The following is a 13,423-nucleotide window of genomic DNA, read 5'->3' as shown; positions in this document are numbered from 1 at the left end:
ACCGGACTGTTGCAGCTCAGCGCCTGCGCGCTGCGACGTGGTCGTCCCGGGCCTGCTCGCGCTCGCGGCGCTTGGCCTCCTTCGTCGCGCGGGCCGCCTGCTCCTCTGCGACCGTGATGACGTTGCCGCTGGGATCCGTCGCAACCGAGCCGTCGGCACGGGTGACCACCAGGTCCCCGGGCTGCTCGTCGGAGCCCTCGCCGCGTTCTTCCTGCTCGGCCCGGTGCTCATGGATCCGGTGGGCGTCCGCCAGGAGCTCCCGCACGTTCTTCTCCGCCACGACCATGGCCTCATACTTCACGGGCAGGGCGTCGATCCTCTTCTCGTGCGCGATCATCTGGTCGTAGATCCCCTGGCGCCGTTCCTCGAAGGACGTATAGGACATCTCGATGTACGCCTTCGCCTCCTGGTGGGCATTGTTCACGGCCGCCTGCGCCCGGCCCTTGGGTGACAGCAGGGAGGCGAGCACCGTGACGGTGAGAACACCGAGGATGACGCTGAGGGAGAACCCGGTCGTGATCTCCGGGACGCCATGGAACGGCTCACCGCCGTTGACGAAGGGCAGTTCGTTCTCGTGCAGGGCGTGGAAGACGAGCTTCACGCCGATGAACGCGAGGATGATCGAGAGGCCGTAGGAGAGGTACACCAGGCGGTCCAGGAGACCGTCGATGAGGAAGTACAGCTGGCGCAGGCCCAGCAGCGAGAACACGGTCGCGGTGAACACGATGTAGGTGTTCTGGGTGAGGCCGAAGATCGCCGGGATCGAGTCGAGCGCGAACAGCAGGTCGGTGGCGCCGATGGCGATCATCACCAGCAGCATCGGGGTGAGCACCCGCTTGCCGTTCTCGATCGTGAAGAGCTTGTCGCCGTCGAACTCGTCCGTCGCGGGGAGGAACTTCTTGATCACGCGGACGAAGAAGCTCTCCTTCTCCTCCTCGCCGGAGTCGTCCTTCAGCTCATCGACGATCATCTTCACCGCGGTGATCAGCAGGATCGCGCCGAAGGCGTAGAACACCCAGGAGAACGCGTCGATCGCGGCGGCACCGATCGCGATCATGCCGGAGCGGGCGATGATCGCGAAGGTGATGCCGAACAACAATACCTTCTGCTGGTCCTCGCGCGGGACCGCGAAGGCGCCCATGATCACGAGGAACACGAAGAGGTTGTCCACCGAGAGCGCCTTCTCGGTGACATAGCCGGCGAAGTACTCGCCGCCCATCGTGCCGCCGCCGACGAGGAGCACCCCGACACCGAACAGCAGCGCGATCCCTACGTAGATGGAGGACCAGATCGCGGCTTCGCGCAGAGTGGGGATGTGCGCCTTGCGCACATGGAAGAAGTAGTCGAAGGCCAGCAGGCCGAGGACCGCCACGATCGTGAGGATCCAGACGAGCGGGGAGACAGTCATAGGAGAGCTTTCCTGGGTCGAGTTCTGACCCGAGTCTCTCCACCCGTCGATCTGCTCGACGGGCCGCTGCGCCCGGAGGTCCGATGACGGTCCTCGTGATGACGTCCGCAGCGTGGCGGATACTCCCCCGTTGCCATCTCGCACCGTACTGCTGGTTCCTGGGCGGGGAGTGGGAGCGGCGCCGACATCGGCTGCCGGACGTCAGCGGCGAGAACAGCGGACGTGCTGCGACCCGGGCGTGGCATCAACCTCACCGATCCTCGACGGCGTCCTTCAGCTCGTCCTTGTCCATGGTCGAGCGTCCTTCGACTCCCTGACGCTTTGCATCGGCGTAGAGCTGCTCCTTGGTGCGCCCCTGCGCCCCGGAGTGGGAGCGCTGGCCGCCCCGTTCGGAGGGGGACTTGTCCTGCGTGGAGGTTCGGCTCGCCTCCTCGGACTCGCCCTCTTGGGCACGAGTCTTGTTCACGGTGCGAGCAGCGATCTCCTCCGCCTCATCCTCGGAGCTGCCGCTCTCGATCTGACTGTCCTTGATGTGCTCGTACTGGCGTTCACGCTTCGAGCTCCAGGCCTTGGGCATGGTCACTCCTGCTCTCATCGTCGCTGTGCTGTGCTTTCAGCGGGCGGGCTGCCCGCGGGCCCCCATCCTCACGCAGTCCGCGTACGAGGGCGAGGCTGGGAACCGAACGGTCGACATCCCCGGGGCAGGAGCGGCCCGCCGACCGACGGCCGGTGCGCAGGCGCCCCGACCGTCGGTGGACCGTTCCTCGGCCGCGATCACTCGCGGCGAGCATCTCCGGACATGGACCCGATGCTGTTGGACGGGGTGGTCTCATCGCGCCAGCGCAGCAGCGCCCCGACACCCTCGGGGATCCCGTCGGCATCCTCCGGGAGCGCGGAGATGGCCGCATCGGTGGCGAGCGCACCGCGCAGAAGCTCCTCGATACCCGCCGGCTCGTGGCCGGCGACGAACAGGAGCTCCTCGACCTGTCCGCGGGAGAGGGCCTGCCAGACCTCCGCCGCACCGCCGACCGAGGCGCCGTCGCGGGCCTGGCTCTCCCGGAAACGGGCCGCGAGCTCCCGTTGGCGGGCCGCGATGAACTCGTCGGTGACCAGGCGCAGCTCCTCGCGGAACGGGCCGCGGTCCAGCGCGACGCCGCGGCTTGCGCCTTGGACCTCCACCAGGCGCTCCCGGGTCTCCCGGCCCAGTGCCTCGCGCAGCAGACCGATCGCACGGACATCACCGCTGACCATCACCATGTCGACCTGGCGCTCGCGCAGGATCTTCTCGACCGAGCCGGCGACGGCGTCGGCGTTGCGCTCCCAGGAGTCCTCGACACGAGCCTCGTAGTTGTCCGCTCGCCAGCCGTGCTGGGCCCCGCCTCCGAGGCTCGCCTTGTGGAGCACGTCGTGGCCGCCCTCGACCGTCGAGTCCTCGCCCAGCCCATTGGTCCCATGGCTGATCGAGGGATTCTCCGGGGAGCGCAGGTGCAGGTCCGCCCCTGCGCGGTCCACCACGATCAGCAGCTGGCTGACCGCGAACGGGATCAGCCGGAGCAGGGGGAGCAGCGTGGGGAACTCCCCGCGGTGGGCGGATTCCTGCAGCGGCGGCACGGGCAGCACCCGGTCCACCAGGATCTCGGTGTCCGAGGCGAAGAGCGAGCGCCCATGGCGACCGCCCAGTGGTGAAGGGCTGAGGACGGAGTCCTCGATCTGGGTGAGCAGGACCTGCGGGGCGCCCTCCGCACCGAGCCGGGAACGCAGCTGTGCCCACCTCGCCTCGAGCTCGCCGGCGGCCTGCGGATCGGTCCGCGTGGTGTCGAGATGGACCGAGATCAGGGGACCGGTCTGGTCCAGGACAGGAGTGAGCCAAGGCAGTTTCACAGGTGACCTCCAACATGCTCTACGTGCGGGGGAGCGAGCACCCTTGCTCGGCCTCGTCGCCCCGCCTGGGTCCGCTCAACACTTCCACGCGCGCCCGGTCGCCGCAAGCAAACGGCCGGATCCGGCCCCGCCCATCGCCACTCAGACCCCGTGATCCGTGAAGGCGCCCCGGAACTGCGCGGCAGGATGCTCCGCCGGGAGCCGGTCGCTCCCGCTCAGCCGACGGCGCAGAGTGCCCTCCAGCTCGGGCAGGCGGCCGCGCTCCCGCAGGATCGGGGAGACCAGCTCCGCGAAGTCGCGCACGGTGTCGAAGGAGTGGTACTGACGCAGGTTGATCCCGTCGATGCCCTCCACATCGAGCCAGTGCTCGATCGCATCCGCGACCACCTCCGGCGTGCCGGCCACGAAGAACCTGTCCTGCCAGGCCTCGTCGACGGCGTCCAGCAGCTCGCCGACGGTGGAGGAGAGACCGCGCCGGCCCACCGGGGTGTCCGCCGGCAGGCCCTCGGCCTCGAGCGCCTCGGCGATGGTCCGCTCCCGCGGGTGCTCGAGCGCCCGGATCGGCACCGACTGATGCACGAGCATGCCCTCGATCGAGCGGTGCTCCCGGTAGAGGGCGAGCTTCGCGTCGACCTCCTCCTGGGTGCTGGCCGTGATCACCGCCGCCTGCACCACGAACTTCGGAGCTGCGGGATCGCGGCCGGCCTCCGCAGCGGCGGCGCGCACGGCCGGGACGGTGCGCTCGAGCAACGGGCCGTGGGTGAAGACCAGCTCGGCATGGCGTCCGGCGCGCAGGGCACCCGCGGGGGACGCAGTGGCGAGGATCAGAGTCGGGGTGCGCTGCGGGGAGGGCTCGGAGAGATGCGGGCCGGCGACGGAGAAGTTCTCGCCGACATGGTCGATGCGGTGGACCTTGGTCGGGTCCGCGTAGGTACCGGCCTCGGCGTCACGCACCACGGCGTCCTCCTCCCACGAGCCCTCCCAGAGCTTGTACACCACCTCGAGGTACTCGTCGGCGATCTCGTAGCGGTGATCGTGCTCGATCTCGTCGGCGAGCCCGAAGTTGCGCGCAGCGTTGGGCAGGTAGGAGGTGACGATGTTCCACCCGACCCGTCCATCGGTGAGGTGGTCCAGGGTGGACATGCGCCGGGCGAAGGCGAAGGGCGGCTCGTAGCTCGTGGAGAAGGTGATGCCGAAGCCGAGGCGTTCGGTGACCGCGGCCATCGCGGGGACCACCAGCATCGGATCGTTGTTGGGGATCTGCAGCCCCTCCCGCAGGGCGGTCTCGGCGGAGCCTCCGTAGGTGTCATAGGCACCCACCACATCGGCGAGGAAGATCGCGGTGAAGCCGCCGGATTCGGCGATCTGTGCGAGCTCGGTCCAGTACTCGAGGTCGGTGTAGCGATGGCGGTTGTTGCCGGGCAGCCGCCACAGCCCGTGGGTGATATGGCCGACGCAGTTCATCTCGAACAGGTTCAGGATGAGGGGCTTGGGGGACACGAGGGCTCCATTCGTCGGTCAGGGATGCTGCCCTGCACGATCCGCCCTGCGGCCCCGCCGCGCACGTCCTGTGAACGACGGTGACCGGGGAATTCGACGGCGCCCTCTACGTCGACGCACTCGTTCCTGCGGCGTCATGATTCACCGGGGCCACGGGAGCGACGCATCCCGGGACCCTCGGGGATCGCCCGGCCTGCTGAGGGTGATCAGCTCTCGTCGTGGTGCTGGACGCCGGCGCTGCGGGCGACCTCGCGCCAGTTGTCGGCGAGCGATGCCACGGAAGCATGGGCGTTCAGCCCGCTCGGCTGCGGCACCACCCACAGCGCGACGCTCGCAGGCCAGCCGGCGACCGTGGCGGGGTCCTGGAGCCCGAGCCGGGCCTTGGGCAGCGAGTAGGCGGAGCGGAATGCGGTGATGCCCGCGATCGCGACGGCCTGCGGTCGCAGCTGCTCGAGCCGTGCGATCAGCTGCGTCCCGGACCGTTGCAGCTCTTCACGCCCCAGCTCGTCGGCGCGCACCGTGGCGCGACCGATCAGATTCGTGATGCCGATGCCGCGTCGGTGGAGATCCTGCTCGTCCTCGGGAGCCAACCCGCGGGAGGCATCGACCAGGCGGGAGGTGAGACCGGCCCTGTGCAACGAGGGCCAGAACCGGTTGCCGGGCCGGGCGAAGGGAGCGTTGACCGCTGCGGTCCAGAGACCGGGATTGATGCCGACGATCAGCAGCCGCAGCGGCGGGTCCAGCGCCGGATCGGGCAGCACATCGTCGATCGAGTCCGGATCCGGGGTGGCGAAGGCGGCGAGGTCCTGCTTGGTCGGCTTCCGGCCCGCGAGGGGGGAGGGGCGCCGTGTGCTCATCCCGGCACTGTACTGCGGAGCGCGGGCGCGATGCACTGCGGAGCGCGCGCTCTGGGTGGGGCTCTGCGGGCCGCGCGTACGCTGAGGACATGCGCCCCATGGAGGCAGGACGACTGCACGTGATCGCGGGTCCGATGTTCGCTGGCAAGACCGAGGAGCTGCTGCGGAGGGTCCATCGGGCCCGGTTGGCCGGGCTGCGGGTGGAGGTGGTCGGCCACCTTCTGGATGAACGTGGCGGCGCGGACCGGCTGAGCTCCCACGCCGGGCGCTCGCTCCCCGCGCGCATGCTCGAGCATGCCGAGGAGCTGCAGGTGCCGACCGGTGAGGACAGACCCCACATGGTCGCGATCGATGAGGCCCAGTTCTTCGGCCCGTCGATCGTGCCGGTGATCGAGAGGCTGCTCGACGCCGGGATCCAGGTGGAGGTCGCCGGGCTGTGCATCACCTACGACGGTGAGCCCTTCGCCCCGCTGCCCACGCTGATGGCGCTCGCCGAGGAGGTGGTGAAGCTGACTGCGGTGTGCACCGTCTGCGGCGCGGATGCGGCCTTCCACACCCGGCTCGTCGATGACGGCTCCGATGCTCAGCGGATCACCACCTTGCAGGTCGGTGGCGCCGAGTCCTATCAGGCGCGCTGCCGCAGCCATCGCTGGAGCACTGCCCAGCCGCTCGGGGGGAACGCCACGCCGCTCGGGTGACACGCCTGCCGCGCGGAGGAACCGTCATGCCGTTCCGAGGAACGGCCCGCTCAGGTGATCGGCTCGGCGCCCGGCTCGACGACTTCGATGCCGTCCAGGTCCCACTGCCCGTCGATGCGCCGCACGTAGTAGCGCAGCTGGACCTCGGCGTCGTCCCCATTCGAGGAGAACGACTCGGTGACCTCGAAGATCGCGTATCCCTGCCGGTTGATGCGCTCATCGACCTGATAGTCGATCGAGGTGATCCCGCCCAGCGCCTCCTCGAAGATCGAGCAGCTCGTCAACCCGGTCGCGTCGCGGTACTCCTCCGTGGTGGAGTCCATGAACAGCTCGCAGTCCGTGGTCTCCAGCGAGGTGTAGAAATCCTCGAGAGTCGACTGCGGGTTACCGCGGGTGAGCACCTGGAAGGCGATGAAGATCGCGAAGGCCGCGATCACCAGCAGACCGACGGCGGCGACGCCGGCGACCAGCAGCCAATGCCACATCGGGCGCTTGGGCCGACCGGGTCCCGAGGACAGCGGGCGCCCCTGCTGCGGCTGTGCGTAGACCATGACTTCTCCCCGGGTTCGTGTGGCGTCTCCGGTCAGTATCCCGTACTCGGCACTGCCGTGCGATGGGGAGGACTCCCCACTCCCGGGCCTGCCTGGCCCGCGAGAGGACGGGCAGTCGATAGCCTGGCGTGCATGATCGTCACCGCAGACCAGGGACCCGTGGGATCACCGACCAGCAAGGACGGCGCCGGGCTGCGGGCACCGTCCGCCCTGCGGTACGCAGGGAGCGCCGGTGAGGGCGCCGAAGCCGTGGCACCTGTCCTCCCGGGTCTTCGGGAGCTGACGGGCCGCACCATCGCCCCCGGTGATGTCCTGCGCTGGTTCGTGCACCCTGCGCTGGATGCGGCCCAGACCTGGGGGGCGACCTATGTGGCTCTCGATCTGGTGCTCGACGATGGCAGCCGGCTCTCGGACATCGCGCCCCGCGACCAGTACGGGACCCTCGCCACCGCCCGCGGACTCGGCGACGGGAAGATCCTCTACGCGGACCAGTGGAATGACGTGCAGTTGAGCCTGGAGGATCTCGTCGGCCGCACGATCACCGAGGTGCTGATGGTGCTCGACGCCCCGGCGGATCCCGAAGGTGACCTGCTCGAGGAGATCGGCGGGCCGGATGCTTCGCGGGTCGCCGACGGCGCGATGCTCACCGGCTGGATCGACGGCCCGTACCTGGGGGCTCCGCGCGCGGATCCGCCCCTCGAGGACCCGGTGGCCTGGGTCGACACCCGGCGCGGCAGCCATGCCTCGAGCGAGTTCTCCCGCGGGAACACTCTGCCGCTGACCGCACTGCCCAACGGCTTCGCTCTCTTCACTCCGGCGACCGACGCGCGCACCCGGCGGTGGGCGTACGAATACCACCGCGCCAACGGTCCGGACAACCGCCCCCGGCTCCAGGGCATGGCGCTGTCCCACCAGCCCAGCCCTTGGATGGGGGACCGTCACCAGCTGATGATGATGCCGCTGCTCGGCGCGACGCCGGATGCGAGCCCAGCGGCCCGGGCCCGGGCCTTCGACCATGACCGGGAGACTGCCCGGCCGGACCTGTACGAGGTCGCCCTGGACGGCGGCATCACGCTGCGCCTGGCACCGACAGACCACGGCGCGATCTGTGAGATCGACCTGCCGGAGCAGAGCGAGGCGCCGCACCTGCTGGTCGAGGGAGTCGACCAGCACTCGCGGGTCGATGCGGCGGGATCCGTCTTCGACGGCCGCCTGCACGCATGGGTCGACTCCTCCCCGGCACTGGGTCAGGTCCGCACCGAGGGCGCCACCCGCATGTACCTGCTGGGGCAGGTGGATCCCGCGCCGGTCTCCGTGGACCAGGCTCGGGGTGAGAGCCGGGGCAGCGTGCTGACCTTCGCTCCCGGCACCCGTCGGGTCACGGTCCGGCTGGTCACCAGCTATCTCGGTCTCGAGCAGTGCCGGCGCACGTTCGGCCAGGAGCTCGCCGAGCGCAGCTTCGAGGAGGTCCGTGCGGCCGCCCACGCGGCCTGGTCCGAGCGGCTGCAGGTGATCGACGCCCCGGATGCCGCTCCGGCTCAGCGCCGCACCCTGTACGGCAACCTCTATCGGCTGAACCTCTATCCCACCTCGCATGGGGAGAACGCGGGCAGCCTCGAACGTCCTGAGCCGGTCCACGCGAGTCCGGTGCTGCCGGTGAAGGGCGCCCCCACCGCGACCCGCACAAACGCGCAGGTGCTTCCGGGGAAGATGTACGTCAACCACGGTTTCTGGGACACCTATCGGACGTCCTGGCCGGCCTATGCGCTGCTCTATCCGCAGCTCGCCGCCGAGCTCGCGGACGGCTTCGTCCAGCAGTACCGCGAGGGCGGTTGGATCGCCCGCTGGTCTGCGCCGGGATATGCGGACTGCATGACCGGCACCAGCAGCGATATCGCCTTCGCGGACCTCCACGTCAAAGGGGTCCCGCTGCCGGACCTGCTCTCCGCCTACGAGTCAGGGCTGCGCAACGCCACCGTGGCCCCGCCCTTCCCCGAGGTGGGGCGCAAGGGCAACGAGCGGGCGGTGTTCACCGGCTATGTCGACACGGATACCGAGGAGTCCGTGTCCTGGGCGCTCGAGGCGCACATCAACGACGCGGGACTCGCCGCCCAGGCGGAGCTGCTCGCGCAGCGCGCCGAGGCCGACGGCGAGGCGGTGGCGGCCGGGCAGCTGCGCGAGGAGGCGCGCTATCTTGCGGCGCGCAGCCTGAACTACCCGTTGCTGTTCGACCCCGCGATCGAATTCTTCCAGGGCCGCCACGCCGACGGCGCCTTCGCGCAGAGCCCCGAGGAGTATGACCCTCGCGTCTGGGGCGGGGACTACACCGAGACCGACGGCTGGAACTTCGCCTTCCACGTCCCGCATGACGGGGAGGGGCTGGCCACCCTGTACGGCGGCCGCGAGATGCTGCGTGGACGGCTCGAGGAATTCTTCGACACCCCGGAGCGGGCAGACCGACCGGGCAGCTACGACACGGTCATCCACGAGATGGTCGAGGCGCGCGCAGTGCGGATGGGCCAGTTCGGGATGTCGAACCAGCCCTCGCACCACATCCCCTTCCTCTTCCACCACGTCGGAGCACCCGAGGAGGCGTCCCGGATCGTGCGAGAGGTGCACCGCCGGCTCTTCGTCGGCGAGCAGATCGGCCAGGGCTACCCGGGTGATGAGGACAACGGCGAGATGAGCGCCTGGTGGCTGCTCACAGCGCTGGGCCTGTACCCCCTGCAGCTCGGAACCGGCCGCTACCACCTGGTGGCGCCGCTGTTCCCCCGCGCCACCGTGCATCCCCTGGGCGGGACCCCGTTCTCCATCACCACCCAGGCGGAGGATCCGCAGGACACCTGCATCACCGGCATGACCGTGGACGGCCGGGAGCACCGCGACTCCTGGATCGACCACGCGGACCTGCGCGGCCGCCTGCACCTGCGCCTCGCCGCGGAACCCGCGGACTGGGGAGGGATCCCCCCGTCCCCGAGCACGCCGGGGGAGCGGCCGCAGCCGCTGCGCGATCTGTTCGCCGCCGACCCCTCGGACCCGCTGCACGATGACGACTCCCGCACCGAGCGCGCCTTCGGAACTGCGAGCGCGGTGATCGAGCTGCCGGAGCTGGGCGAGCCGCAGCAGGCCCGATTCCTCACCCTGACCTCCTCTGCGCAGACCGGCGGGGACCCGATCGCCTGGCGCCTCGAGGGATCGGACGACGGGCGCGACTGGACGGTGCTCGACGCCCGTTCCGCGCAGAGCTTCCGCTGGCGCCGACAGACCCGCCCCTTCGAGATCGCGAACCCCCGGCCCTGCCTCCATCACCGCCTGGTGGTGACGGTCTCTGAGGGGCTGCTCCGGCTGGCGGAGATCGAGCTGCTGGCCTGAGGAGCCTGAGACGCGAGCGGGCGCCTGAGGACACCGCCACGGCCGGAGAGCGGGATGCCTGAACGCCGGTCGCGCAGCGCCCACGGCCAGGTCATCAGCGCCCAGACCGCCGCGATCAGCACCGCTTCGACCAGCAGGTACTGCGGCCATGGGCCGAGCAGGTCCAGGATCGAGGGCCCTGCGGGAGCCCGGTTGAGGTAGCCGTAGTTCGCGCCGGTCAGAGCATTGCCGGTGAAGGCGATCACCGCCCACGCCGCCGTCACCGCGTAGGCGAGTCCGTAGCCCCGCCAGGTGGGCCGATAGCCGAGCCCCCAGATCAGCACCAGAGGTGCCAGCAGTCCCGCCCCATGCGCGATCCAGTACTGCGTGAACTCCAACGGGATCCACACGAAGTAGTTCACATCCGGCGTGAGCACGGACTGCAGGTTCAACGTCAGGCCCCAGAACCAGCTGACCACGATCGCCCACCGGGCCTGTGTGATCAGGGCCAGTGGCACGAGGAACCGCAGCGCGTCGGAATAGTGCAGCGGCAGGGATTCATGGAGGTTCCAGGCCCAGGGCATGAAGCCCCACGACGTCCAGAACACGGCGTTGGCGAGCAGCACCCAGCCTGCGATGCGGAGCACCTGGTCCACGCGCTGCGGTGCTGAGCGGCGGGCCCAGAGGACCAGCGCGAAAGCGGCGAGCACGAGCAAGGCGAGCATGGTCAGGTGGGCCGCGCCGTAGGCGGGCATGTGCCCGAGGGGCCCCGCGGCCAGCAGAGCGCCTGAACTGTGGCTCTCCGGCATCTCTGCTCCTTGCGCTCCGGCGAGTGCTCCGGCCGCTCTCGAGGGCCGACGTCGTCGGTCTGTCGTCTTCGCTCCGCCACAATGGTGGGCCAGCACAGGCACTCTGTTCGAGCATACGGAAGCTCCCCGCCGCGGCGGGGAGCTTCCAGTCGAGAGAGGTGTGCACCGAAGGTCATGCTCGGTGGGCGTGCTCGGAAGAGGGGAGGAGTCCGGCTCAGCCGGGCATGGCCCGGAGGATTAGGCGGCAGCGCCCTGTCGGCGGCTGCCGAGCTCCTTGAGCACGGTGACCAGCGCCGCGGAGACCAGCGTGCCGGCGAGGATCGCCACCAGGAATCCCCAGATCGGGGAGATCGCGAAGGCGACGAAGATGCCGCCGTGCGGGGCCTGCGAGCCGACGCTGAAAGCCATGATCAGCGCACCGGTGACGGCGCCGCCGGCCATCGAGGAGGGGATCACGCGCAGCGGGTCCGCCGCGGCGAAGGGGATCGCGCCCTCCGTGATGAACGCCGCCCCGAGCAGCCAGGCAGTGGCGCCGTTCTCCCGCTCCACCGGGGAGTAGAGCTTCCGGCGCACCACGGTGGACAGGGCCATCGCCAGCGGCGGCACCATGCCCGCGGCCATCACGGCCGCCATGATCTGGAAGGATGCCTCGGTGCCCTGGGAGAGGCCGGCGGTCGCGAACAGGTAGGCGGCCTTGTTGACCGGTCCGCCCAGGTCGAAGCACATCATCAGGCCGATGATCACGCCGAGCAGAATCGCGGAGGAGCCGGACATCCCGGTCAGCCCGTCCTGCAGGGCGGTCATCAGGGAGGCCAGCGGGCGGCCCAGGAACAGCAGCATCAGACCGCCCACGATGAGGGTGGTCAGCAGCGGGATGATCACCACGGGCATCAGCCCGGCGAGCCACCGCGGCGGCTTCAGGGTGGTGAACCACAGGGCGACCAGGCCGGCCAGCAGGCCGGTGATCAGGCCGCCGAGGAACCCGGCACCGATCGCCAGGGACACGGCGCCGCCGATGAAGCCGGGGGCGATGCCCGGGCGTCCCGCGAGGCCGAAGGCGATGTAGCCCGACAGCGCTGCCACCAGGAAGCCCATGCCGAGGTTGCCGAGGGTGAACAGCACTGCGCCGAGGTAGAGGGCCAGACCTGCCCGATCGGTCTGCATCGCCCCGGTCGCACCGTCATAGGTCTGGTGGTCCGGCAGGGAGCCGAGCGAGAAGGTGGTCGCGACGTCCTGCGCGACGAAAGCGACGTCGAAGCCGGCGATGAGGAAGCCCAGCGCCATCAGCAGGCCGCCCGCGGCGACGAAGGGGATCATGTAGGACACGCCGGTCATCACGGCGCCCTGGATCCGTCGCGGCCAGGACTGCCGCGTCCCCGACTGCGAGGAGTCAGCAGAGCCGCTGCCGGACGCGCCAGCGGCCGGGACGCGCCGGGCCGACGGGTCCGAGGAGGCGGCGACGGCCTCGTCGATCATCTGCGGGCCGTGGGAGATGGCCCGCTTGACGGGATGCTCCACCAGCGGCAGTCCGGCGAAGCGCTCACGACCGGAGATGTTGACATCTGCGGCGACGATCAGTGCGCTCGCCGCGGCGATCTGCTCCTCGGTGAAGGGGGTGATCCCGCCCGAGCCCTGGGTCTCCACGTGCAGCTCGACGCCCTTCTCCTTCGCGGCGTTCTCGAGCGACTCGGCGGCCATATAGGTGTGGGCGATGCCGGTGGGGCAGGAGGTGATCGCCAGCAGCACCGGAGCTGCGTCGGCGTCGGGCTGCGCCACCGGTGTGGCCTCCGCAGTCGTCCCTGCGCCTGTGCTGGCGGCTGTCCCTGCTGCCGTCGCCGGGGCCGCCACGGGCTCCGGTGCGGGCTCGAGCACGGCCATGACCAGGTCGGAGACCTCATGGGGCTCCTTCACAGCACGCAGGTCCGCGAGGAACTCGGGGCGGATGAGCGCGCGCGAGAGCTGAGCGAGGAGCTTCAGATGCTGGTCGTCGGTGCCCGCGGGAGCAGCGATACCGATGATCAGATCAGCGGGCCCATCGGCGGAGCCGAAATCCACGGGCTCTGCGAGGCGCAGGAAACCCAGCGCCGCCTCATGGACCGCGTCGGTGCGGCAGTGGGGGATCGCGAAGCCGCCGGGCATGCCGGTGGCGAAGGACTCCTCGCGCTTGAGCAGCCCCGCCTCGAGGCCGTCGCGATCGGCGCGACCGGTGGCGGAGATCAGATCAGCCATCAGGCCGATCACCGCGTGCTTGTCGCCGGGAGGATCGACCTCGAGGCGGACCAGCTCTGGGGTCATCAGGGGAGCGGACATGAGTTCTCCTTCGAACGGGCTCCTCCGCGACTGCGGAGTGAGGGCGTGCAGGGTGAGG

General features: G+C 70.0%; 10 protein-coding genes. 2 read left to right on the top strand and 8 right to left on the bottom strand.

The features are described 5' to 3' along the window. Nucleotides 1-16: 16 nt before the first annotated feature. The 5 genes from ACT3T9_RS14700 to ACT3T9_RS14680 all read right to left on the bottom strand — a co-directional run bounded on the left by ACT3T9_RS14700 (nucleotide 17) and on the right by ACT3T9_RS14680 (nucleotide 5,646). A complete protein-coding gene (locus ACT3T9_RS14700; protein WP_444606885.1) occupies nucleotides 17-1,408 on the bottom strand; it encodes a TerC family protein in 1,392 nt (463 codons plus the stop codon). Between the two features lie 250 nt (nucleotides 1,409-1,658). Continuing rightward, entirely contained in the window at nucleotides 1,659-1,985 is a 327-nt protein-coding gene (locus ACT3T9_RS14695) for a plasmid stabilization protein (RefSeq protein WP_441444286.1), read from the bottom strand. A gap of 197 nt (nucleotides 1,986-2,182) precedes the next feature. Beyond that, entirely contained in the window at nucleotides 2,183-3,289 is a 1,107-nt protein-coding gene (locus ACT3T9_RS14690; protein WP_441444287.1) for a baeRF2 domain-containing protein, read from the bottom strand. 141 nt (nucleotides 3,290-3,430) lie between these two features. Next, on the bottom strand, nucleotides 3,431-4,789 hold the full coding sequence (locus tag ACT3T9_RS14685) for an NtaA/DmoA family FMN-dependent monooxygenase (RefSeq protein ID WP_441444288.1): 1,359 nt from the start codon (nucleotides 4,787-4,789) through the stop codon (nucleotides 3,431-3,433). A gap of 206 nt (nucleotides 4,790-4,995) precedes the next feature. After that, nucleotides 4,996-5,646, bottom strand: a complete 651-nt coding sequence (locus ACT3T9_RS14680) for a mismatch-specific DNA-glycosylase (protein WP_441444289.1) — start codon at nucleotides 5,644-5,646, stop codon at nucleotides 4,996-4,998. An 89-nt stretch (nucleotides 5,647-5,735) separates the two neighbouring features. Between ACT3T9_RS14680 and ACT3T9_RS14675 the strand changes: the two genes are divergently transcribed. Further along, the gene (locus ACT3T9_RS14675) at nucleotides 5,736-6,344 is read left to right on the top strand and encodes a thymidine kinase (RefSeq protein ID WP_441444290.1); all 609 of its coding nucleotides are present in this window, start codon (nucleotides 5,736-5,738) and stop codon (nucleotides 6,342-6,344) included. Nucleotides 6,345-6,394: 50 nt separating this feature from the next. Here ACT3T9_RS14675 and ACT3T9_RS14670 read toward each other — a convergent pair whose 3' ends face one another. Continuing rightward, nucleotides 6,395-6,895: a hypothetical protein gene (locus tag ACT3T9_RS14670; RefSeq protein WP_441444291.1), complete on the bottom strand. Its 501-nt coding sequence runs from the start codon at nucleotides 6,893-6,895 to the stop codon at nucleotides 6,395-6,397. Nucleotides 6,896-7,027: 132 nt separating this feature from the next. On the opposite strand from ACT3T9_RS14670, the gene ACT3T9_RS14665 reads away from it, so the two are divergent. Beyond that, the gene (locus ACT3T9_RS14665; RefSeq protein WP_441444292.1) at nucleotides 7,028-10,267 is read left to right on the top strand and encodes a GH92 family glycosyl hydrolase; all 3,240 of its coding nucleotides are present in this window, start codon (nucleotides 7,028-7,030) and stop codon (nucleotides 10,265-10,267) included. Here ACT3T9_RS14665 and ACT3T9_RS14660 read toward each other — a convergent pair. Beyond that, nucleotides 10,201-11,055 (bottom strand): YwaF family protein, encoded by an 855-nt coding sequence (locus tag ACT3T9_RS14660; RefSeq protein ID WP_441444293.1) that lies wholly within the window; start codon nucleotides 11,053-11,055, stop codon nucleotides 10,201-10,203. The two genes, ACT3T9_RS14665 and ACT3T9_RS14660, sit on opposite strands and share 67 nt — an antisense overlap. Nucleotides 11,056-11,292: 237 nt before the next feature. Then, on the bottom strand, nucleotides 11,293-13,365 hold the full coding sequence (locus ACT3T9_RS14655; RefSeq protein ID WP_444606884.1) for a PTS fructose transporter subunit IIABC: 2,073 nt from the start codon (nucleotides 13,363-13,365) through the stop codon (nucleotides 11,293-11,295). Nucleotides 13,366-13,423 lie beyond the last annotated feature (58 nt).

Origin of the sequence: Brachybacterium sp. AOP29-B2-41 (assembly GCF_052378395.1) — a bacterium.
GTDB lineage: Bacteria > Actinomycetota > Actinomycetes > Actinomycetales > Dermabacteraceae > Brachybacterium.
The sequence above is the reverse complement of the archived record's forward strand: the minus strand, read 5'-3'. Positions and strand labels throughout refer to the sequence as shown.